Annotated in this window: 13 protein-coding genes; 2 read left to right on the top strand and 11 right to left on the bottom strand. The window is 72.7% G+C overall.

What is annotated here, in order from left to right; all coding sequences use genetic code 11:
- Positions 1-181: 181 nt before the first annotated feature.
- Positions 182-1,000, top strand: coding sequence for a methyltransferase domain-containing protein (locus WN71_RS17605; RefSeq protein ID WP_046585022.1), 819 nt, complete (start codon positions 182-184; stop codon positions 998-1,000).
- Positions 1,001-1,010: 10 nt separating this feature from the next.
- On the opposite strand, the gene WN71_RS17600 is transcribed toward WN71_RS17605, so the two are convergent.
- From WN71_RS17600 to WN71_RS17570, 6 genes are all read right to left on the bottom strand, one after another.
- A complete protein-coding gene (locus WN71_RS17600; RefSeq protein ID WP_046585023.1) occupies positions 1,011-1,472 on the bottom strand; it encodes an STAS domain-containing protein in 462 nt (153 codons plus the stop codon).
- Positions 1,473-1,561: 89 nt separating this feature from the next.
- The gene (locus WN71_RS17595; RefSeq protein WP_079177926.1) at positions 1,562-4,114 is read right to left on the bottom strand and encodes a SpoIIE family protein phosphatase; all 2,553 of its coding nucleotides are present in this window, start codon (positions 4,112-4,114) and stop codon (positions 1,562-1,564) included.
- A gap of 67 nt (positions 4,115-4,181) precedes the next feature.
- Positions 4,182-8,462 (bottom strand): hybrid sensor histidine kinase/response regulator, encoded by a 4,281-nt coding sequence (locus tag WN71_RS17590; RefSeq protein WP_046585024.1) that lies wholly within the window; start codon positions 8,460-8,462, stop codon positions 4,182-4,184.
- 235 nt (positions 8,463-8,697) lie between these two features.
- Positions 8,698-9,132 (bottom strand): ATP-binding protein, encoded by a 435-nt coding sequence (locus WN71_RS17585; protein WP_046585025.1) that lies wholly within the window; start codon positions 9,130-9,132, stop codon positions 8,698-8,700.
- A 220-nt stretch (positions 9,133-9,352) separates the two neighbouring features.
- Positions 9,353-11,263, bottom strand: a complete 1,911-nt coding sequence (locus WN71_RS17580) for an AMP-dependent synthetase/ligase (protein WP_046585026.1) — start codon at positions 11,261-11,263, stop codon at positions 9,353-9,355.
- 388 nt (positions 11,264-11,651) lie between these two features.
- Complete coding sequence (locus tag WN71_RS17570) at positions 11,652-12,740, bottom strand: glutamate--cysteine ligase 2 (RefSeq protein ID WP_046585028.1); 1,089 nt, start codon at positions 12,738-12,740, stop codon at positions 11,652-11,654.
- 150 nt (positions 12,741-12,890) lie between these two features.
- Between WN71_RS17570 and WN71_RS17565 the strand changes: the two genes are divergently transcribed.
- Positions 12,891-14,288 (top strand): aminotransferase class V-fold PLP-dependent enzyme, encoded by a 1,398-nt coding sequence (locus WN71_RS17565; protein WP_240529683.1) that lies wholly within the window; start codon positions 12,891-12,893, stop codon positions 14,286-14,288.
- A gap of 194 nt (positions 14,289-14,482) precedes the next feature.
- Here WN71_RS17565 and WN71_RS17560 read toward each other — a convergent pair whose 3' ends face one another.
- The 5 genes from WN71_RS17560 to WN71_RS17540 all read right to left on the bottom strand — a co-directional run.
- Positions 14,483-16,195, bottom strand: coding sequence for an ATP-binding cassette domain-containing protein (locus WN71_RS17560; protein WP_046585030.1), 1,713 nt, complete (start codon positions 16,193-16,195; stop codon positions 14,483-14,485).
- A 42-nt stretch (positions 16,196-16,237) separates the two neighbouring features.
- The gene (gene glgB / locus WN71_RS17555; RefSeq protein WP_046585045.1) at positions 16,238-18,442 is read right to left on the bottom strand and encodes a 1,4-alpha-glucan branching enzyme; all 2,205 of its coding nucleotides are present in this window, start codon (positions 18,440-18,442) and stop codon (positions 16,238-16,240) included.
- A gap of 5 nt (positions 18,443-18,447) precedes the next feature.
- Positions 18,448-19,809 (bottom strand): maltokinase N-terminal cap-like domain-containing protein, encoded by a 1,362-nt coding sequence (locus WN71_RS17550; RefSeq protein WP_046585031.1) that lies wholly within the window; start codon positions 19,807-19,809, stop codon positions 18,448-18,450.
- 35 nt (positions 19,810-19,844) lie between these two features.
- Entirely contained in the window at positions 19,845-21,563 is a 1,719-nt protein-coding gene (treS, locus tag WN71_RS17545; RefSeq protein ID WP_071369857.1) for a maltose alpha-D-glucosyltransferase, read from the bottom strand.
- A partial coding sequence (locus WN71_RS17540; protein WP_046585033.1) for an alpha-glucosidase C-terminal domain-containing protein occupies positions 21,560-22,963 on the bottom strand: 1,404 nt, incomplete at its 5' end. The genes WN71_RS17540 and treS, both read right to left, overlap by 4 nt.

Raw genomic sequence — 22,963 nt, 5'->3', positions numbered from 1 at the left:
GACGGGCAGCAGAACCTGTGCACCAGCATGCCCCCAGATGGCTCGTCGCACCCGGCGAAAAGCGCTGCTTGTCCGTGTTCCCCGACTCCGCCCGGCGGTCGTCGCGGTGCTTTCGCAAGGTTGCAGATCACGGCTCTGCAACCGCTCTTTTGTTTCGTCAACTGAGCACTAGAGTGCGCGCATGGTGCAGACAGATCCCGGTTCAGGGTTCCAGACACGCAATATCGACGCCGGGACGGTGCCCCAGCTGGTGAGCGCCCTCGACCTCCAGGAGGCCAACTCCGGAGTACGGCGCCTGCGCGAGTGGGCCTTCGAGGCCCTCGCGCCCGGCGCAGGGGAGCGCGTCCTCGACATCGGCGCCGGGACCGGCTCCGGCACCCGCGCGCTCGCGGCCGTCGTCGGCGCCTCCGGTTCCGCGCTCGGCATCGAGCCCAACGCCGGGCTCCGCTCGGTCGCCGAGGAGCGGGCCGCGGCCTCCCGCTCCACCGCGCGCTTCATGGACGGCGACGCGCTCTCGCTGCCCCTGTCCGCGGGCACCGTCGACGCGGTGTGGTGCGAACGGGTGCTCCAGCACCTGGCCGAGCCGGAGCGCGCGGTCGCCGAGATGGCCCGCGTCCTGCGTCCCGGCGGCCGGGTGGCGCTGCTCGACACGGACTGGGCGACCACCGTGCTGCACCCGGGCGACCCGGACATCATGAGCGCCCTCACCTCCGGCGCCCTCACCAGCGCGGCGAACCCCTACTCGGGGCGGCGGCTGGTCGGCCAGCTGACCGCGGCCGGCTTCGTGATCGACGACCGCGGCTCGCAGTCGCTGCTCCAGGACCACCAGTCGGTCGCCTGGCCGCTGATCCGGATGCTCGGCGAGGCCGCGGTGCGCCGGGGCCGGCTCACCGAGTCGCAGCGCGACTCCGCCTACAAGGCCCTCTCCGAGGCGGCCGAGCACGGCGGTCTGCACATGTCCGTGACGATGTTCGGCGTGGTCGCCCACAAGGCCCGCTGAGGCGCGTCCGTCAGTCGTCGGCGCCGGTCCCGGGTTCCGCCCCGGGACCGGCCTCCGGCTCCTGCCGCGCGCCGGGCTCCTGCCGCGCTGCGGGCACCTGCGGCTCCCGGCGTCCGTCCAGTTGTGCCAGCGCCTGCTCGGCGTCGGCCCAGACCGGCACCGTGAGGCTCACCCCGGTGAGGTCGAGGACGCGGCGCACCGCGGGCGTCGGAGCGATGACGTGGACGCTCCCGGACAGCTCGCGGGTCTCCTGGTAGACGCGCAGGACGATGTTCATCCCGGACGAGTCCATGAACGGCACGGCCGACAGGTCGAGCAGGAAGTGCCGGCGTCCGTGGTGGAGCTGGTTGGCCAGATGGTGCTGGAACTCGGTCGCCGTGTCGATGTCCAGGTACCCGCCGACCGTGACCAGCGCGGTGTCCTCACGGGGCAGGGTCACTTCCACGGACAAGGGGTTCTGCACGAACGACACGGCTTACCTCCTGCGAACGATGCTGCGGGCCAAGACACGGCTGCCCCGCCGGACGACTTCGATGCACTCGCGTATCGCCGGCCCGTCCGTCATCGCCCACCACCGACCACCCCGGCCGCCGGTGCCGGCCGATGCGCGGCCGTCGGACCCGGCCGCGACACGGGCATCCCCGGCTGCGCCCGGCCCACCCGGATGCCGACCAGACAGGTGTCGTCGTCCGTGTCGGACCTGCTGTACGTCAGCAGCCGGTCCAGCTGCTGGTCCAGCGTCCGGGGCCCCGCCACGGCCGTGGTGAGCAGCTGGGCCAGCGACTCCTCGACGGAGCGGTCCCGCCGCTCGATCAGCCCGTCGGTGTACATCAGCAGCGTGTCCCCGGGCTCCAGGGCGATCTCGCTCTCCTCGTACGGCGCCTCCGGCACGGCACCGAGCAGCATCCCCGAGACCAGCGGCAGCGGGGCCGCCTCCGCCGCCCGGACCAGCACCGGCGGCAGATGCCCGGCCCTGGCCCAGCGCAGGGTGCGCCGCTCGGGGTCGTACAGCCCGCACACGGCGGTGGCGGTGACCGCGCCCGTCAGATGGTGCGCGACGATGTTGAGCCACGACATCAGCTGTCCGGGCCCGGCGCCGGTGACCGCGAGTCCGCGCAGCGCGTTGCGCAGCACCACCATGCTGGTCGCCGCCTCTATGCCGTGCCCGGCCACGTCGCCCACGCACAGCAGCACCAGGCCCGAGGGCAGGACGACGGTGTCGTACCAGTCCCCGCCGACCAGCTGCTCGGCCTCCGCGGGGCGGTAGCGCACCGCGATCCGCAGGTCCGGCACCTCCAGCGGGGCCCGCTCCGGCGGCATGATCGCGTGCTGGAGCTGGAGCGCCAGCCGGCTGCGTTCGCTGGCCTGCTGCTCGCTGTGGGCCAGCTGGTCGCGGGTGGCGGCGAGCGCGACCTCCGTCCAGTGCTGCGCGGAGATGTCCTGATAGGCGCCGCGGACCACGGACAGCCGCCCGTCGGTGTCGAGGACCGGCTCGGCCACCACCCGGATGTGCCGGGTCACCCCGTCCGGCCGCAGCAGCCGGAACGCCGCCGATGCCGGCCGCCGCCGGTGCAGCAGCCCGCGCAGGAACCGGCCGATGACCACGGAGTCGTCGGGGTGCGCGTGCGCGGTCAGCTCCTCCAGCGGCACCGGCGCACTGCCGGGGGCGCGCCCGTACAGGCCGAACAGCTGCCCGTTCCAGGTGATCTCGCCGGTGCGCAGGTTCTCCTCGAAGCCGCCGATCCGGCCGAGCCGCTGGGCGTGCTGGAGCAGGCTCGCGAGGCGCGCCGTCTCGTCCTCGATCCGCCAGATCAGCAGCACGCACCTGCCGTGCCGGCTGATGCTGATGTCCGCGACCGCGGCCAGCGCCACCTGGTCGACGAGGGCGGTGAGGTTCAGCCGGGCGGCCCGGAACGGCTCCCCGGTGGCGTAGACGCGTTCCACCCGGTGGAACAGCTCGCTGTCCCCTGCGGCCATGGGGTAGGCCTCCAGCAGCAGCGCGCCGTTGATCACCGCGCGGGCCCGGCCCGCCGGGTCGAGGAAGCGGGTGTTGACGTGCTGGATGCGGAAGTCCACCAGCTGCCCGCCGGCGTCGACCTGCGGGACGAGCACCAGGGCCGGGTCGTGCAGCCCGTCGGCCAGGTCCATCAGCTCGGCGGCGTCCGGCAGCACGCGGGCGTCCTGGGCCGCGTCCGGTGCGGGCTCGTACGTCTCCAGGGTGTGCGCGGCCAGCTCGGCCAGCGCCTCCACCTGACGGACGACCTGCGGCGGCTGGGGCTCCAGGCGGCCCGGCCAGACGATCTCCAGGACGCCGTGGATCCGCCCGCCGGTCCCCGCCGGGACCGCCACCCGCCCGCCCTCGGGATGCAGCTGGCGGCCCACGCTGGGCAGCCCGGTCTCCGCGAGCGAGGCGATCCACCGGCCCCGCCGCTCGGTGAGCCCGAGCCGCGCCACCGTCGACACCTCGGGCGGCACATAGCGCCAGCGGCCCGCCTCGGCGGGCGAGAACCCGGCGCTGCCCGCGAGGCCGAGCGAACCGTCCGGGCCCACGGCCCAGATCGCGACCGCGACCGCGCCGAGCGGTCGCAGCGCGTGCTCCAGCAGGGACCCGGCGACCGCCTGCGCGTCGTTCGCGGCGAGCGCCCCGCTCTCCGCGGAGCGCAGGCGTACGGCGGCCGCCCCGTCGACCGGTCCGGTCTCCCCGGCGGCGGCGAGGAACGCGCTCGTCACCTCCGACATCCGGTCCCGTGCCGCCTGATTGATGACGTCGACCGCGAGCTCCAGCACGTGCGTGCCCGCCTGCTCGGCGAGTTCGGCGAGCTGCCGGGCGGCCTCGGCGGGCCCGCAGCCGAGCCGGGCCACCAGGATGCCCTTGGCCAGCTCGATCAGGGCCCGCCCCTCGGCCTCCGCCTGCGCCGCCCGCACCTCGCTGCGCAGCCGTTCGACGGTCGCCGCGAGCCGCCCCACCGACGACGGGGCACCGGCCGCGGACGCGACGCCCGCGGGGACCGCAGGGGCGGCCGCGGCGGGTGCGGGGGGTGTCACGGGGGCCCGGCCGGTTCCCGGGGACGGCGCGGGGTGCTCCGGCGGGGTGGACTGCTCGGACGTGCTCACGGTGCGGCTGCTCCTCGGCTGCGGACGCTGCGGGACGCTCGGACGCGGTGCGGGCCGGCGGACGCCGTCACGCCGTCAGCCAGCGGCGTACGCAGGACATGAGGTCCTGGGTGTCGACGGGCTTGGTGACGTAGTCGCTGGCCCCCGAGGCGAGGGACTTCTCCCGGTCGCCGGGCATCGCCTTCGCGGTGACGGCGATGATCGGCAGCTCGGCGTACCGGGGCATCTTGCGGATCTCCGCGGTGGCGGTGTAGCCGTCCATCTCCGGCATCATCACGTCCATCAGGACCAGCGCCACGTCGGGGTTGTCCAGCAGGGTCTCGATGGCGCGGCGCCCGTTGTCGGCGTGCAGCACCCGCAGTCCGTGCAGTTCGAGGATCCCGCTGAGCGCGAAGAGGTTGCGGGCGTCGTCGTCGACGACCAGCACGGTGTGCCCGGCGTCCGCCGCCTCGCCCGGCAGGGGCGCCTCGGGGCGGGGTTCCTCGGGCCGTACGAGCGTGATCACGTCACCCGGGTCCTCCGCCGACAGGTGCAGCGCGATGCGCTCGCGCAGCTCGTCCAGGCTGTACAGGAACTCCATCGGCCGGCTCTCCGCCCGGGAGCGCAGCGCCTCCTCGGTGGCCGGGTCCGGGCGCTGCCCGCTGTGCACCAGCACCGGCAGGTTCCCGAGCGCGCCGTCCCCGCGCAGCGCGTCCAGGAAGCGGGCCGCCTCCTTGTCCGGCATGTCGAGTTCCAGTACGACGACATGGCACGGCTCGGCGGCCAGCGCACCGGCCGCCTCCTGGGCGCCGACCGCCGTCATGACGTCGATCGAGGGGTGTGGCAGCCCGGCGTCCCGGCCGTGCGCGAGCTGGGTGACCACGCTCTCCGCGACCAGCGTCAGCAGTCCCCGCGGCCGCTCCTCCACGACGAGCAGCCGCCGCGGCCTGCCGGTCGCGGAGTCCCCTGCGGCGGTGAGCCGCAGCGGGATCCCGGCCCCGGACGGCAGCTCGATCCCGCCCTCCCGCTCCGGCGCGGGCCGGCCGCCGGTCAGCAGCTCCTCGAACTCGGTGCGGGCCACGGGCAGGAACAGCGTGAACGTGCTGCCGTGCCCCGGCGCGCTGTCCACGGTGACCGCGCCGCCGAGCAGATGCGCGATCTCCCGGGTGATCGACAGACCGAGCCCGGTGCCGCCGTACTTGCGGCTGGTGGTGCCGTCGGCCTGCTGGAACGCCCCGAAGATCGCCTCCAGTTGCTGCTCGGGGATGCCGATGCCGGTGTCCGCCACGCGGAAGGCGACGACCGCGCCGCCGCGCCGGACGCCCTCGGGCACCTCGTCGTCGGCGGCCGGTTCGATGCGCAGCTCCACGCTGCCGTGCTCGGTGAACTTCACCGCGTTGGACAGCAGGTTGCGCAGGATCTGGCGCAGCCGCGAGTCGTCGGTGAGCAGGTCGGCCGGCGCCCCGGCGGCGGTCGTCACCGTGAACCGGAGGCCCTTCTGCGAGGTCATCGGCCGGAACGTGGCCTCGACGTACTCGATCAGCTTGCGCAGCGCGACGCGCTCCGGGGCCACGTCCATCTTCCCGGCCTCGACCTTGGACAGGTCCAGGATGTCGTTGATCAGCTGGAGCAGGTCCGAGCCGGCCGAGTGGATGATGCCCGCGTACTCCACCTGCTTGGGCGTGAGGTTGCGGGACGGGTTCTGCGCCAGCAACTGGGCCAGGATCAGAAGGCTGTTGAGCGGGGTGCGCAGTTCGTGGCTCATGTTGGCCAGGAACTCCGACTTGTACTTCGAGGCCAGCGACAGCTGCTGCGCGCGGGTCTCCAGCTCCTGGCGGGCCTGCTCGATCTGGAGGTTCTTGCCCTCGATGTCGCGGTTCTGGTCCGCCAGCAGCGACGCCTTGTCCTCCAGCTCCGCGTTGGAGCGCTGGAGTTCCTCCTGCTGGGCCTGCAACTCGCCCGAGCGTGAGCGCAGTTCAGCGGTCAGTCGCTGGGACTCGTCGAGCAGCTCGTCGGTGCGGGCGTTGGCCACGATGGTGTTGACGTTGACGCCGATGGTCTCCCGCAGCTGTTCCAGGAAGTCCCGGTGGATCTGCGTGAACGGCGCCACCGACGCCAGCTCGATCACGCCGAGGACCTGCTCCTCGAACATCACCGGCAGCAGCACGAGCGCGGTGGGCTCCACCTGGCCGAGCCCCGAGGAGATGGCGACATAGCCCGGCGGCAGCTCGTCCACCGTGATGGTGTGCCGGCTGCGCGCCGCCTGGCCGACCAGGGACCGGCCGAAGGGGAAGCGGGTGGGCCGGACGTCGTCCAGCGGGTAGCCGTAGGAGCCGACGAGCCGCAGCTCGGGGCCGCCGGGGCCCTCCTCGGCGAGGTAGAACGCGCCGTACTGCGCGGTCACCAGCGGGACCAGCTCGTCCATGATCAGCTCGGCCACGACCGGCAGGTCCCGGTGGCCCTGCATCAGCCCGGAGATCCGCGCCAGGTTGGTCTTGAGCCAGTCCTGTTCCTGGTTGGCCCGGGTGGTCTCGCGCAGGGAGCCCACCATGGCGTTGATGTTGTCCTTGAGCTCGGCGACCTCGCCCGACGCCTCCACCGTGATGGACCGGGTCAGGTCGCCCTCGGCGACCGCGCTCGCCACCTCGGCGATGGCGCGGACCTGCCGGGTGAGGTTCCCGGCGAGCTCGTTCACGTTCTCCGTCAGGCGCTTCCAGGTGCCCGAGACGCCCTCCACCTCGGCCTGGCCGCCGAGCCGGCCCTCGGTGCCGACCTCGCGGGCGACGCGGGTGACCTCGTCGGCGAACGCGGACAGCTGGTCGACCATCGTGTTGATCGTGGTCTTCAGCTCCAGGATCTCGCCCCGCGCGTCGACGTCGATCTTCTTCGAGAGGTCGCCCCTGGCGACCGCCGTCGTCACCAGCGCGATGTTGCGCACCTGGCCGGTCAGGTTGCCCGCCATGGAGTTGACGTTGTCGGTGAGGTCCTTCCAGGTGCCCGCCACGTTCGGCACGTGCGCCTGGCCGCCGAGCCGGCCCTCGGTGCCGACCTCGCGGGCCACGCGGGTGACCTCGTCGGCGAACGCGGACAGCGTGTCGACCATCGTGTTGATGACGTCGGCGAGCGCCGCGACCTCGCCCTTGGCCTCCACGGTGATCTTCTGCGACAGGTCGCCGCGGGCCACGGCGGTGGCCACCTGGGCGATCGAGCGGACCTGGCCGGTCAGGTTGGACGCCATCACGTTGACGTTGTCCGTGAGGTCCTTCCAGGTGCCCGAGACGCCCCGGACGGTCGCCTGCCCGCCCAGGTTGCCGGCCGTGCCGACCTCGCGGGCGACGCGGGTGACCTCGTCGGCGAAGGCCGAGAGCTGGTCGACCATGGTGTTGATGGTGTTCTTGAGTTCGAGGATCTCGCCGCGGGCGTCGACGGTGATCTTCTGCGAGAGGTCGCCCTTCGCGACCGCGGTGGCCACCTGCGCGACGTTGCGCACCTGGTCGGTCAGGTTGCCCGCCATGGAGTTCACGGAGTCGGTCAGGTCGCGCCAGGTGCCCTTGACGCCCTTCACGTCCGCCTGGCCGCCGAGCCGGCCCTCGGTGCCGACCTCGCGGGCGACGCGGGTGACCTCGTCGGCGAAGGCGGAGAGCTGGTCGACCATGGTGTTGATGGTGTTCTTGAGTTCGAGGATCTCGCCGCGGGCGTCGACGGTGATCTTCTGCGAGAGGTCGCCCTTCGCGACCGCCGTGGTCACCTGGGCGACGTTGCGCACCTGGGCGGTGAGGTTGCCCGCCATCAGGTTCACCGAGTCGGTGAGGTCCCGCCAGACCCCCGCGACACCGGGCACCTGGGCCTGGCCGCCGAGCCGGCCCTCGCTGCCGACCTCGCGGGCGACGCGGGTGACCTCGTCGGCGAAGGCGGAGAGCTGGTCGACCATCGTGTTGACGGTCTCCTTCAGCTGAAGGATCTCCCCGCGCGCCGGGACGTCGATCTTCTGCGAGAGGTCGCCCTTGGCCACCGCGGTCGCGACCTGCGCGATGTCCCGCACCTGCGTGGTGAGGTTGCCGGCCATGGCGTTGACCGAATCGGTCAGGTCGGCCCACGTCCCCGAGACGCCGGGCACCTCCGCCTGGCCGCCGAGCGTGCCCTCCGTGCCGACCTCCCGGGCCACCCGGGTGACCTCGGAGGTGAACACCGACAGCTGGTCGACCATGCCGTTGAAGACGGTGGCGATGTCACCCATCAGCCCGGACGCGTCGTCGGGCAGCCGGGTGCCGAAATCGCCGTCCCGCACGGCCGTGAGCCCCGCCAGCAATTGCCGCAGCTCCCGGTCGCCCGGAACGGCCTCGGCGACCTCGGTGGTGTTGCTGGTCATACGCACCTTCGTTCCCGCTCCCCAGGCGTGTCGCGACCGCCCGCGCCCGCGTGGATCGCATGGTCCGGCCGGACGGGAAATACGCCGCAGATTAACCGATCGCAGGTGACGAAAACAAAAGTCCGCCCCAATTCGTGAAGGGCCGAAATCGGCGGCGGAAAGACAGGAATAGAGTTTCCGATCGGGGGTACACGACCCTGTTCACGGTGTGCCGGACGGGCGCCCGCAGCCTTGTTCACCAGGGAAGAAAGACGTGGATGTCCTTTCCGCGGGAATCGGTCACCACACTCACCTGAGCACACAGCGTATGAATGAGATGCCAGCCGATGCCGCCCCCGCCCTCGCGCGGACGGAACGGACGCGGGGCCGGAGCGGTGGAACTCGTGTCGTGCACGGTCAGATGCACACCGTCGAACGTACGGCGCAGGTGCAGCTCGAACGGGCCCGGCGCGTACTGCACGGCGTTCGCCGCCAGCTCGGTCACGACGAGCAGGATGTCGTCCCAGTGCTCCGGCGCCGACGGCAGGACCACCGTGGCGAGGTCGCCGAGGTACTCCTCGGCGGCGAGGCGCGCACCCGTCACGTCGTGCAGCTCGCCCGCGAAGCCGACGGTGCGGCTCGAGATGCCGTCGGTGGCGGGTGTGTCGTCCCGGTGAGGCTCTGTCGCCATGGTGCCGTCCCAGCCCGGCGTGCCGCCCGAGCCCGGCGCCGGCCGGCCGCAGCCTTTCTCGTCCGCTTCACTGGAGCGTGTTCCCATGGCCGCGCGGCCTACGCGCCCCGACGGACATACGGCCGCTTCCACCCGGGACCGGCCGTACGGAGGACCGGTGCTGCCCGGGACCGGTCCTGCCGTGGACCGGTTCCGCCCGGGCGGGGGCCCCGCTCGGCGCCTACCGGAACACGTTGTCCGACTCGTCCCAGCCCGACCACTCCGCCGGGTCCTGCGGGACCCGGCCCGCCGTGCGGCCGCGCGCCTGGTACATGGCCTCGATCTCGTCGGCGTAGTGCCGCGCGATCGCGTCCCGGCGCAGCTTCATCGACGGCGTCAGCAAGCCGCTCGCCTGGTCGAACGGCTGCGGCAGCACCCGGTACACCCGGATCGACTCGGTCCGCGACACCACGCTGTTGGCGGCCGCGACCGCCCGGTTGATCTCCTCGCGCAGCGCGTTCTCCTCGCGCGTGTCCCGGTTCGGCGCGTCGCCCTGGAGGGCGAGGGCGGCCCGCCAGTGCGCCAGGAACTCCGGGTCCAGGGTGATCAGGGCGCCCACACAGGGCCGGTCGTCACCGACCACGACGGCCTGGTGGATCAGCGGATGCATCCGCAGTCGCTGCTCCAGCGTCGCGGGCGAGACGCTGGTCCCGCCGCTCGTGATGATGACGTCCTTCTTGCGTCCGGTGATGGTCAGATAGCCCTCGGTGTCCAGCCGCCCGAGGTCGCCGGTGGCCAGCCAGCCGCCGCGCAGCGCGGCCCGGCTCGCCGCCTCGTCGTTGATGTAGCCCTGGAACACCGACGGACCGCGGACCAGGATCTCGCCGTCCTCGGCCACCCGGATCTCCGTGCCGGGCAGCGGGCGGCCCACGGTGCCGGACTTCTCCCGCCCGAGCGGCTGCATGGTCACGCCGCCGCTGGTCTCGGTGAGCCCGTAGCCGTCGTGCACGTAGATGCCGATGCCCTCGTAGAACAGGGACAGTTCACGGTTGAGGGAGGAGCCGCCGGAGGTGGCGCGCAGCACCCGGCCGCCGATCGCGGACCGCAGTCTTCGGTACACCGTCCGCTCGAACACGGCGTGCTGGAGCCGCAGGTCGAAGCCGGGCCCGGAGCCTCGGCCCAGCCGCTGCCGCTCCGAGGCCACCGCGAAGTCCCGGGCCGTCTCCGCCGCCTTCTCGAACAGCGCCCCCCGGCCCGACTGCTGCGCCGTCCGCAGGAAATTCTTGTAGATCTTCTCGAACAGGGACGGCACGCCGTACAGGTGGGTGGGGCGGAAGGAGCGCAGCGCCGCCGACAGCGCCGCCTCGCTCATGTCCGGCTCGTGCGCCATCAGCAGCCCGCCGCGGATGCACAGGCCCTGGATCATCAGGCCGTAGACGTGACTGAACGGAAGACACGCCAGGATGGACGGCTGTTCGCCCGGCAGCGCCGCGGTGTGTCCCCAGCCGGCCAGCAGTACGTCGCAGGGGCTCGCCAGGCTGCGGTGGCTCAGCGCGCAGCCCATGGCGCGGCCGCCGGTGCCGGAGGTGTAGGTGACCGCGGCCGTGGAGTCCGGCATGACGATCCTGCGCAGCGACTCGACGGTGGTCAGGGGTATGAGCCCGCCGCGCTCGACGAGATGGGCGAGCGCGCCGTCGTCGAGCTGCCACACGTGGCGCAGCAGCGGGAGCCCCGCGCACACGGTGCCGATCGTCATGACGCCCTTGTCGTCCTCGACCACCACGGCCCTGCACCGGGCGTCCCTGAGGATCCACTCGACCTGCTCCCGCGAGGACGTCGGGTGGATCGGCACCACCTCGGCGCCCACCGTCCACAGCGCGTAGCTCAGCGCCGTCCACTCGTAACGGGTGCGGGCCATGATCGCCACGCGGCTGCCCGGGGAGATGCCGCACGCGATCAGTCCCTTGGCGAGGTCGACCACTTCGTCGCGCAGTTCGACCGCGGTGATGTGCTCCCACTCCGCCGAGGCCGCCTCGCGGCGGCGCGCGATCATCGGCACGGTCGGATTGCGGTCCGCCAGCTCGAAGATGCTGTCGGCGAGCCCACCCGTGAGCGGCGGAGCGCCGGTCGGAGCGAGGGCGAGGTCGCGCATGCACGGCTCCTGAGGTGACGGAGTGTGACCCCGTCGATCGGTACTGTTGTCGACGGTGGTCGAATCTAGTGCAGGAGACGGCAGTTGGTGCGCGGAACGGGGAAGAGAGCGGAGTCCGTCGATCCGAGGAGTGCCCTGCGCGGCGCCGCCTCGGGGCGGCGTGCGATCCGGCCACCGGCCTGCCGGACCCCGCGCGCGGTGATCTTCGTCGTGGCGGCCCAGGTGGCGGCGCGCTTCGGCGCGTACGGCGCCGGGAACGCGGGGTGACCTGGCTCACGCCGCGGGGGTGACAGGGCTCACCCGCGCGGCCTCCCCGCCCGCGCCCCCGGGAGCCCCGCGAAGGCGCCCGCGCGCCCGCCGCGCCCCGGCCCGGGACCCGTTCCGACCCTCACCCCTGGGTCTGCCGGACGCACTCCGTGACCACCTCGGCGAGGCTCCCCGTCCGTTCCAGCGCCGCCCGCTGCACCCGGGCGCCGTTCCCGCGGCGGGCCAGCAGGTCGAGACCCTCGTGCACCCGGTCCAGATCCCCGCTGTCGGACAGCGCCCCGCCGACGTGGTCCACCAGGGCCCGCACCACGTCCCGCGCGGGCCGCGGCCGCATGGTCCGCGGGTGCAGCAGGTCCCCGGTCAGGCCCGAGCGGGCGGAGCGCCAGGCGGCCAGCCCGAGCAGGCTCACGCTGTGCTCCAGCGGCGCCGTCCCGGCCCGCCACTCGCGTGCCGCGGTCTCCACCAGGCCCCGGCACAGGGCCGCAACCAGCACCGCGGTGTCCGCGTGCAGACACACGTCGGCGACCCGGATCTCCACCGTCGGATACCGCTCGGACAGGCGGGCGTCGAAGTAGATCATCCCCTTGTCGAGCAGGCTCCCGGTGGCCACCATGTCCGCCACCCGGCGCCGGTAGCGCTCGGGCGTGCCGAACAGCTCCGTCGGCCCGGCGGACGGCCAGCGCTGCCACACCCGGCTGCGGTAGCTCTCGTACTGCGTGTCCTCCCCCTGCCAGAAAGGGGAGTTGGCGCTGATCGCCGCCGGCACGGCCAGCCAGGGCCGGATCCGGTCCAGGACCGCGACGCCCTCCTCGTCGGAGTCGACGGCGACATGGACGTGACAGCCGCAGACCATCTGCTCCTGGGCCGCGATGCCGTACCGGTCGGCCATCCACTGGTAGCGGTCGGCCACGCTGACCGTCGGGCTGACCGGCAGCGGAGAGGTCGCGAGCGCGGCCACGGAGCAGCCGGCCTCCTCCGCGTGCCGGGCCGCCTCCTTGCGGCCCCGCACGATCTCCTCACCGAGCTCCGCCAGGTCGGTCTGCGGCCGGGTGGCGAACTCCAGCTGCTGGCGGTGCAGCTCCTTCTCGAAGACGTCGTCGCCCCGGCCGTCGCCCGCGACGTGGGCGAGGACGGCGGCGGACCTGGCCCGCGGCTCGCCGCTGTCCGGGTCGACCAGGAGGAGTTCCTCTTCCACTCCGACGGTACGCACGTGAGGCAGCCCTTCCGCGACGGCGCCGGGGGAGCGCCCGTAGCTCCCGACTGCCCCCGTGCGCCGCCTTCGAACACCGGGACGAGGCGCAGTACGTTGGATCAGGGGGCGGCGGGAACGCCGTCCGGCGGTACGGGGGACGGGGGCGCGGTGGATCTCGGGGACATCAGGACGCGCGAGTTCGGCTATCTCGACGACGAGGGGCACACCTATCTGGACTACACCGGCTCCGGGCTGCCGCCGCGCTCACTGGTGCGGGCGAGCGCGGAGCGGATCACCGGCGGCTGCTTCGGCAATCCGCACTCCGACAGCCCCGCCTCGCGGGTCTCCACCGAACTGCTCTCCCGGGCCCGCACCGCGGTCCTGGAGCACTTCCACGCCGATCCCGACGAGTACGCGGTCGTCTTCACCGCCAACGCCACCGGCGCGCTGCGCCTGATCGGCGAGTCGTACCCGTTCGCGCCGGGCGGGCGGCTGGTGATGCTGCTCGACAACCACAACTCGGTCAACGGCCTGCGCGAGTACGCCCGCGCGAAGGGCGCGAGCACCCACTACGTGCCGGTGCGCGGCCAGGATCTCCGGGTGGACGGCGACCGGCTGCTCGACGCCCTCGCCACGCGCCGCCCGCGCCGCCTGGCGCGCCGTGCCCGGCGCGGGCTGCTGGCCTACCCCGCGCAGAGCAACTTCACGGGGGTGCAGCACGCGCTCGACTGGGTCGCGGCCGCGCACGAACGGGGCTACGACGTCCTGCTGGACGCCGCCGCCTTCGTGCCCGCCAACCCGCTGGACCTCAGCCGGGTGCACCCCGACTTCACGGTGGTCAGCTGGTACAAGGTCTTCGGGCACCCCACCGGGGTGGGCAGTCTCGTCGTACGCCGCGAGGCGCTGGCCCGGCTGCGGCGGCCGTGGTTCTCCGGCGGCACGATCTACGCCGTCAGCGCCCAGGCGCAGTGGCACGTCATGGCCGACGGCGAGGCCGCCTTCGAGGACGGCACGGTGAACTTCCTGTCCATACCGGACGTCACGGCGGGCCTGGAGTGGATCGGCCGGATCGGCATGAACCGCGTCCACGACCACGTCGGCGCCCTCACCGAACGCCTCCTGACCGGCCTGCGCACCCTGCGGCACCGCGACGGTTCACCGATGATCCGCGTCTACGGCCCCGAGGACACCGCCCGGCCCCGCGGCGGCACGGTGGCGCTGAACGTTCTCGACGCGGAGGGCCGCGTCGTCGACGAGCGGATCGTCGCGCAGGACAGCGCCCGGCGCACCATCTCGCTGCGCACCGGCTGCTTCTGCAACCCCGGCGCGGGGGAGGCGGCGTTCGCGCTGTCCCTGCCCCGCCTGCGCTCCGCGGCCCGCGCCCGCGCCCGGACCCTGGAGGGCTACCTCGACCTGCTGGGGCTGCCGTCGGCAGGCGCGGTCCGCGTCTCGGTGGGCCTGGCCACCCGCCCCGAGGACGTGGACACCTTCCTGGCCTTCGTCACCGACACCTACCGGGACCGCACCCCGGCCACAGCCCACCTGACGGCCCGAGAAGGCTGCTGACCGCACGCCCCAAGGCGCGCGGGGAACCGCGCGACGAGCCCCGACGCACCCGCACACGACCACGGCCCCCGAGCCCCGCCGCAGGCTCACACCGCCCACCCAAGGGGCGCGGGGAACTGCGCGACCGACCACGACGGACCCGCACGGGACAGCGGCGCTCGGCCAGACCGCCCGGACCCGCCCCGAGCCCATGCTCACCTACCCCCGTACGAACGACACTTCCGCACCAGCACCGCCCACGTCCCCCCGAGGAAAACCGCCGCGAACCCCACCAGCACAACCCACCCCCGCACCGCGGGATGCCCGAACGAGTCGCCGTACGACGCGAGCAGTGGCGGCCCCATCGGCGACCCGCCGTCCCGCCACAACGCCGGCAGACGCACCGCGCCACCGAGCGCCTCGAACGCCCACCGATTGGTCATCGCCCAGCTGATCACCCGCCCCCCGAGGGCCATCCGCGGCACCGGCACGAAGGCGCCCGAGAACAGCACCTGGGGGAAGCAGAGCAGCGGCAGCATGAGCGTGGCCTGGCCGGGCTCCGTCACCGCGGCCGAGGTGAGCAGCCCGAGGGCGAGCGCGGCGGCCGAGGCGAGCACGCTGGTCACGAACAGCGAGCCGTACGTCGACCAGCCCGCCGCGGGCAGCCGGTCCAGGGCGCGCAGCACGGCCAGCAGCAGCGCGTCCGCGACGGCGAGCACCGGCAGCACGGTGGTCAGCTTGGCCGCGACATACGGCCCGATGCGCAGCCCGGCCAGGAACTCCCGCCGCAGCACGGGCAGTTCGGTGCAGATCTGGAGCAGCCCGTAGGTCAGCCCGAAGAAGAACGCGCCGAACGCGATCCAGAACATGATCATCGTGGTCGTGCCGGGATCCGGCGACGCCGCGTCGAACGCGCCCGGCCGGAACAGCACCGCGAACATGGCCACGATCATCACCGGCGACCCGGCGAGAACGGCCACCGACAGCCGGTTGCGCACCAGCAGGGCGGCCGTACGCCGGGTCAGCAGCAGCCACTGCCGTACGGCACCGGGCCCCGGGGCGACGGCCTCCGGACACTCCGGTACGGCGCGCTGGGCGGACCCCGCCGCGGACCCTGCCTCAGACCCCGCCCCGGACCTCGCCGGAGGCGCCACCGCGCCGCCGGCGACCGCCGCGTACACCTCCTCCACCGTCTGTGCCCCGAACGCCGCGCGCAGCGCGTCCGGCGGTCCCGCGTAGGCGAGTCGGCCGCCCGGCGCGAGGAACACCACCTGGTCGCAGCGCGGCAGATCGGCCAGGACATGCGTGGTGAGCACCACCGTCGTCCCGTTCCCGGCCAGTTCCCGCAGCGTCGCGAGCAGCGCGGCGCCGGAGACCGGATCGAGCCCGGACGTCGGCTCGTCCAGGAACAGCACCCGGGGCCGGGTCAGCAACTCCGCGGCGACGCAGGCCCGTTTGCGCTCGCCACCGCTGAGCGCGCCGACCCGGGTGGCGGCCCGGTCCGTGAGGCCCAGCGCCGCGAGCACGTCGTCGACGCGTGCCGCCACCGCCTCGACGGGCGTGCCCGACGGCAGGCGCAGCCGTCCCGCATGCACGAGGGTCTGCCGGAGCGGGAGTTCGCGGTGCACCACGTCCTCCTGCGGCACGAACCCGAACTCCGGCCCCGGCGGCAGCGGTTCGGCTCCGTCGTGCCGTACCGACCCGGCCGTCGCGGGCCGCAGCCCGGCGAGCGTCTCCAGGAGTACGGTCTTGCCGGCGCCGCTGCTGCCCGCGATCACGGTGAGCCGCGCGGCCGGCGCCTCGAAGGACACGTCGTCCAGCACCCGGCCGGCCCCGCGCACGTCCTGGATGACATGCAGCGACTCCAGGCGGACGCCGTCGACGCGGGTCGGCTCACCGGTGGGCCGGGGGCGGGTGGGTGTCGGCATCGGTCCAGCATGGCAGCCGCCCGCCCGCCCCCGTCACCGCTTTCACATGGCCGGGGTCAGCCACACCGTCGCGAGCGGCGGCAGGGTCAGCGGCAGCAGCCCGTTCTCCGGCTTCACCGTGCCGGAGTTGAGCACGTCGCCGCCGCCGTAGCGCGCGGCGTCGGTGTTGAGGACCTCGCGCCAGCCGGGCACGTCGCCGGGCACGTGCAGCCCGTAGTCGTGGCGGACGACGGGGGAGAAGTTGGAGACCGCGAGCAGCGGGTTCCCGTCGACGTCGTAGCGCACGAAGGCGAACACGTTGTCGTCGGCCGAGTGGCACGCCACCCAGCAGAAGCCGCCCGGGTCGGTGTCCCGCTGCCACAGGGCGGGTTCACCGCGGTAGCGCGTGTTGAGGTCGCGCACGAGGTCGCGCACGCCGCGGTGGTCGGGCTCGGCACTGTAGCCGGGGTCGAGCAGCCACCAGTCCGGGCCGTGCGCCTCGGACCACTCCGCGCCCTGCGCGAACTCCTGCCCCATGAAGAGGAGTTGCTTGCCGGGGTGGGCCCACATGAAGGCCAGGTAGGCGCGCAGGTTCGCGCGCTGCTGCCACCAGTCGCCGGGCATCTTCGAGACCAGCGAACGCTTGCCGTGCACCACCTCGTCGTGGGAGATCGGCAGCACGTAGTTCTCGCTGTACGCGTACACCATCGAGAAGGTCATCTCGTGGTGGTGGTACTTGCGGTGCACGGGCTCGTGCTGGATGTACTCCAGGGAGTCGTGCATCCAGCCCATGTTCCACTTCAGGCCGAAGCCGAGGCCGCCGCTGTCGGTGGGGCGGGTCACGCCGTCCCAGGCCGTCGACTCCTCGGCGATCGTGACGACGCCGGGCGCCCTGCGGTAGACGGTGGCGTTCATCTCCTGGAGGAAGGCCATGGCGTCCAGGTCCTCGCGGCCGCCGAACATGTTCGGGGACCACTGGCCGTCCTCGCGGGAGTAGTCGAGGTAGAGCATCGAGGCGACCGCGTCCACGCGCAGGCCGTCGATGTGGAACTCCTCGCACCAGTACACCGCGTTGGCGACCAGGAAGTTGCGCACCTCGGTCCGCCCGAGGTCGAACTCGTAGGTCCCCCAGTCCGGATGCTCCGCCCGGCGCTCGTCCCCGGGCTCGTAGAGCGGTTCGCCGTCGAAACGCGCGAGCGCCCAGTCGTCCTTCGGGAAGTGCGCGGGCACCCAGTCCATGATCACGCCGATGCCGGCCCGGTGCAGCGCGTCGATGAGGTACTTGAAGTCGTCGGGGCCGCCGAGCCGGGCGGTGGGCGCGTAGAAGCCGGTGACCTGGTAACCCCAGGAGCCGCCGAAGGGGTGCTCGGCGACCGGCATCAGCTCGACATGGGTGAAGCCCAGATCCTTGACGTACGACGGCAGTTGCTCGGCCAGCTCGCGGTAGCCCAGCCCCGGCCGCCAGGACGCCAGATGCACCTCGTACACGGAGAAGGGCGCGTCGTGCACCGTCGCGCGGGCCCGGCGCTCGAGCCAGTCTCCGTCGCCCCACGTGTAGTGGGACGCCGTCACGACGGACGCCGTGTCCGGCGGGGCCTCGGTGCGGCGGGCCATCGGGTCCGCCTTGAGGAAGCGGGCGCCGTGCCGGGAGGTGATCTCGAACTTGTAGCGGGCGCCCTCGCCGATGCCGGGCAGGAACAGCTCCCACACCCCGGACGCGCCGAGCGAGCGCATCGGGAACGCCGTACCGTCCCAGAAGGTGAAGTCACCGGCGACGCGCACCCCTTGGGCGTTCGGCGCCCACACGGTGAAGCGGGTGCCGGCCACGTCCTGGTGGACCATCGGTTCCGCGCCGAGCGCCTTCCACAGCTGCTCGTGCCGGCCCTCGCGGATCAGGTGCAGGTCCAGCTCGCCGAGCGCGGGCAGGAAGCGGTAGGGGTCGTGCGTCTCCTGGGCGCCGCCCTCGGCGTACTCCACCCGGAGGGTGTACTCCGGGATCGCGTCGAGCGGGAGCAGACAGGAGAACAGCCCGTCGCCCTCGGAGACCAGCGGCCTCGCCTCGCCGTCGACGACCACGCTCACCGCGCGCGCGAACGGGCGCAGCGCGCGGAAGGCGATGCCCCCGTCCACCGGGTGGGCGCCGAGCAGCGCGTGCGGATCGTGATGGGCACCGGCCAGCAGGCGGCCGCGTTCGTCGGCGTGCAGGGCGGGGGCCGCAGCCGGAACGGGCCCGGCCGACTCGGGCTTCGAGGTGTCACGCAGGGCCACGGGGGTCATCCTCCTCGGACGGCGAGTCGTTCGATCGCCGCCATGGGTACGGGCAGCCAGTCCGGGCGGTGCCTGGCCTCGTAGAGCACCTCGTACACCGCCCGGTCGGTCTCATGGGCACGCAGCAGGGCGTGCTTCTTGCGGGGGTCCCAGCCGGCGCGGGTGGCATAGCCCGCGCAGAACGCCTCCCGGCAGCGGCGGGCCCACTCGGGGCGCCACGGCCGGCGCTGGCGGGCGGCGTAGTCGAAGGAGCGCAGCATCCCCGCGATGTCCCGCACCGGGGACTGCGGGGCACACCGCTCGGACAGCGGCCGCGACGGCTCGCCCTCGAAGTCGATGACGAACCACTCGCGTCCGGCCCGCAGCACCTGTCCCAGGTGCAGGTCGCCGTGGACCCGCTGGTCGGGCGGTCCGGCGTCGCAGCCGGCCAGCGCGCCGAACGCCGTGCGCAGCCCCGGCACGAACGGCCTGAGCGCGGGCACGCTGCGCGCGGCCGCCTCCAGCCGCGCGGTCATCGCCGACGCCGTGACGCCGTTCTCGCCGTGCCCGCCGGACGGGAAGGCCGTCGCCAGCGCGAGATGCACGTCGGCGGTGGCCTGGCCGAGCTGGTGGGCCTGGGTGGTGAAGTCGTCACCGGCGGCGAGCGCCCGCAGCGCCAGCGTCCAGCCGTCGGAGGCGGCGGGCAGGAACGGCTGGAGCACGCCGAGCGTCGCGCCGCGCGCCCCGGTGGTGCGGAACCAGGCGACCGGCGCGGGTACGCGCGTGCAGCCCTGCGCGGCCAGCGCGCCGGTGACCTCCAGGTCCGGGTTGACCCCGGGCTGGACGCGGCGGAACACCTTCAGGATGAACGCGTCGCCGTACACCAGCGAGGAGTTGGACTGCTCGGCGTCGAGCAGCCGTGGCGCGAGCCCGGAGGGGATGCGCGCGGCCGGGGCCGTCTCGAACACCAGCGGACCGGCCGTGCCGGGCTGCCGCAGCCGCTCCAGGAGCAGCGCCGCGGACCGCGGGTCGTGCAGGGCGTCGTAGACGAACAGGCCCGCGTGCGGCCCCTGTTCGGCCCGGCCGATCAGCGCCCGGCCGAGCCGCGGGGAGAGCTGCTCGCGCAGGCCGAGCAGCAACTGGTAGCAGTCCCCGGGCGGGGGAGTGCCGCCGGGCGCAGGGACCGGTGGGTGTCCGGTCTGCACCAGCAGGTGCAGACAGCCCGGGAGCAGCTCGGTGGCCGACAGGACCGCGAGGTCGGCCACGGGCCGGTCCTTGCCCGCGAACCAGCGCTGGCGCGGCAGCCATTCGCGCAGCAGCGCCTCCAGCGAGGCCAGATGTCCGGTGACACCGGGGCCTCTCGGGGGGAGGATCACGGTTTTCGGCATGGTGACGCGTCCTTTCCTCGGCGTCTCGGCACGCGTCAGCGGCGTCGGCCGATGCGGGATGCGACTCGGGAGAGCCGGAACCAGTAGAAGCCGTGGCCCGCGAGGGTGAGCAGATACGGCAGTTCACCGATGGCGGGGAAGCGGACGCCGCCGATGAGCTCGACCGGATGGCGTCCGTCGAACTCCCGCAGGTCCAGTTCGGTGGGCTGGGCGAAGCGGGAGAAGTTGTTGACGCACAGGACGAGGTCGTCCTCGTACTCCCGCAGATAGGCCAGGACCGCGGGGTTGGAGGAGGGGAGTTCGGTGAAGGACCCCAGTCCGAAGGCAGGATTCTGCTTGCGGATCTCGATCATGCGGCGGGTCCAGTGCAGCAGGGACGACGGGGAGGACATGGACGCCTCCACGTTGGTGACCTGGTAGCCGTGGACCGGATCCATGATCGTGGGGAGGTAGAGCCGTCCCGGGTCGCAGGAGGAGAACCCGGCGTTGCGGTCGGGGGTCCACTGCATGGGGGTGCGGACGGCGTCGCGGTCGCCGAGCCAGATGTTGTCGCCCATGCCGATCTCGTCGCCGTAGTAGAGGATCGGCGAGCCGGGCAGGGAGAGCAGCAGGGCGGTGAAGAGTTCGATCTGGTTGCGGTCGTTGTCGAGGAGGGGCGCGAGCCGGCGGCGGATGCCGATGTTGGCGCGCATGCGGGGGTCCTTGGCGTACTCGGCCCACATGTAGTCGCGTTCCTCGTCGGTGACCATCTCCAGGGTCAGCTCGTCGTGGTTGCGCAGGAAGATGCCCCACTGGCAGCTGGAGGGGATGGCGGGGGTCTTGGCGAGGATCTCGGAGACGGGGTAGCGGGACTCGCGGCGCACCGCCATGAAGATGCGGGGCATGACCGGGAAGTGGAAGGCCATGTGGCACTCGTCGCCGCCGGCCTGGTAGTCGCCGAAGTAGTCGACGACGTCCTCCGGCCACTGGTTCGCCTCCGCCAGCAGGACGGTGTCCGGGTACAGCGCGCAGATCTCCCGGCGCACCCGCTTGAGGAAGGCGTGTGTGGCGGGCAGGTTCTCGCAGTTGGTGCCCTCGGCCGCGTACAGATAGGGCACGGCGTCGAGGCGGAAGCCGTCGATGCCGAGGTCCAGCCAGAACTTCAGCGCCGCCAGGATCTCCTCCTGCACCGCGGGGTTCTCGTAGTTGAGGTCCGGCTGGTGCGAGAAGAAGCGGTGGAAGTAGTACTGGCCCCGCACCGGGTCGTGGGTCCAGTTGGACGTCTCGGTGTCGACGAAGATGATCCGCGCGTCGGGGTACTGCTTGTCGTCGTCGGCCCACATGTAGTAGTCGCCGTACGGGCCGTCGGGGTCCTTGCGGGACTGGATGAACCACGGGTGCTGGTCGCTGGTGTGGTTCATGACGAAGTCGATGATCACGCGCATGCCCCGCTGGTGGGCGGCGTCCACGAACTCCACGAAGTCCGCGAGGTCGCCGAACTCGGGGAGCACGGAGGTGTAGTCCGAGACGTCGTAACCGCCGTCCCGGAGCGGGGACTTGAAGAACGGCGGCAGCCACAGGCAGTCCACGCCGAGCCACTGGAGATAGTCGAGCTTGGCGGTCAGGCCCCGGAGATCGCCGATGCCGTCCCCGTCGCTGTCCTGGAAGGACCGCACGAGGACCTCGTAGAACACGGCGCGCTTGAACCAGTCGGGGTCCCGCTCCTGGGCGGGGGTGTCCTCGAAGGTGTCGTGCACGGGCTCGTTGACGGTCATGAGGTCTTGGACCCTCCCTTTCGCGGGGCGGCGGACGGAACCCGGACATGGAACACATGCGCGGGCGCCCGGCCGGGCTCGAGGCGCACGTAGTTGGTCCTGCCCCAGTGGTAGGTCTCACCCGTCAGCTCGTCGTGCACCGGCACCGACGCGTGCTGGTCCAGGCCGAGTTGCGGCATGTCCAACGAGACCGTGGCCTCCTGGGTGTGGTGCGGGTCGAGATTGACCACCACCAGCACGGTGTCCGCACCACTGCGCTTGCTGTACGCGATCACGGACTCGTTGTCGACGTGATGGAAGCGCAGGCCGCGCAGCTCCCGCAGCGCCGGGTGACGGCGGCGGATCGTGTTCAGGTCGCTGATGAGCGGGGCGATGCTGCGGCCCTCGCGTTCGGCGGTGTCCCAGTCGCGGGGTCGCAGTTGGTACTTCTCCGAGTCGAGGTACTCCTCGCTGCCCTCTCGCAGGGGGGTGTTCTCGCACAGTTCGTAGCCGCTGTAGACGCCCCAGGTGGGGGAGAGGGTCGCGGCCAGCACGGCCCGGACCTCGAAGGCGGGGCGTCCTCCGTGCTGAAGGTACGCGTGCAGGATGTCGGGGGTGTTGACGAAGAGATTCGGCCGCATGTACGCCGCCGCCTCGCCCGACAACTCGGTGAGGTAGTCGGTGAGTTCCTGCTTGGAGTTGCGCCAGGTGAAGTAGGTGTAGGACTGCTGGAAGCCGATCTGGGCGAGGGTGTGCATCATCGCGGGGCGGGTGAACGCCTCGGCCAGGAAGATCACGTCCGGGTCGGCCGCGTTGACCTCGCCGATGACGCGCTCCCAGAACAGGACCGGTTTGGTGTGGGGGTTGTCCACCCGGAAGATCCGCACGCCGTGGTCCATCCAGCCGCGCAGGATCCGCACGGTCTCGGTGACCAGGCCGTCGAGGTCGGCGTCGAAGGCGAGGGGGTAGATGTCCTGGTACTTCTTGGGCGGGTTCTCGGCGTAGGCGATGGTGCCGTCGGGGCGGTGGTTAAACCACTCGGGGTGCTTCTCCACCCAGGGGTGGTCCGGGGAGCACTGGAGGGCGAAGTCCAGGGCGATCTCCAGGCCGTGGGCGCGGGCCTCGCGCACGAACCAGGCGAAGTCGTCCATGGTGCCAAGCGCGGGGTGGACGCTGTCGTGGCCGCCCTCGGGGGAGCCGATCGCCCAGGGCACGCCGACGTCCTCGGGCCCGGCGGACAGGGTGTTGTTGCGGCCCTTGCGGAAGGTGGTGCCGATGGGGTGGACGGGCGGGAGGTAGACGACGTCGAAGCCCATCGCGGCGATCGCGGGCAGCCGGCGGGCGGCGGTGCGGAAGGTGCCGTGGGGCTGCTCGGGGGTGCCCTCGGAGCGGGGGAAGAACTCGTACCAGGCGCCGTACAG

Origin of the sequence: Streptomyces mangrovisoli, from assembly GCF_000974985.2 — a bacterium.
GTDB lineage: Bacteria > Actinomycetota > Actinomycetes > Streptomycetales > Streptomycetaceae > Streptomyces > Streptomyces mangrovisoli.
The sequence above is the reverse complement of the archived record's forward strand: the minus strand, read 5'-3'. Positions and strand labels throughout refer to the sequence as shown.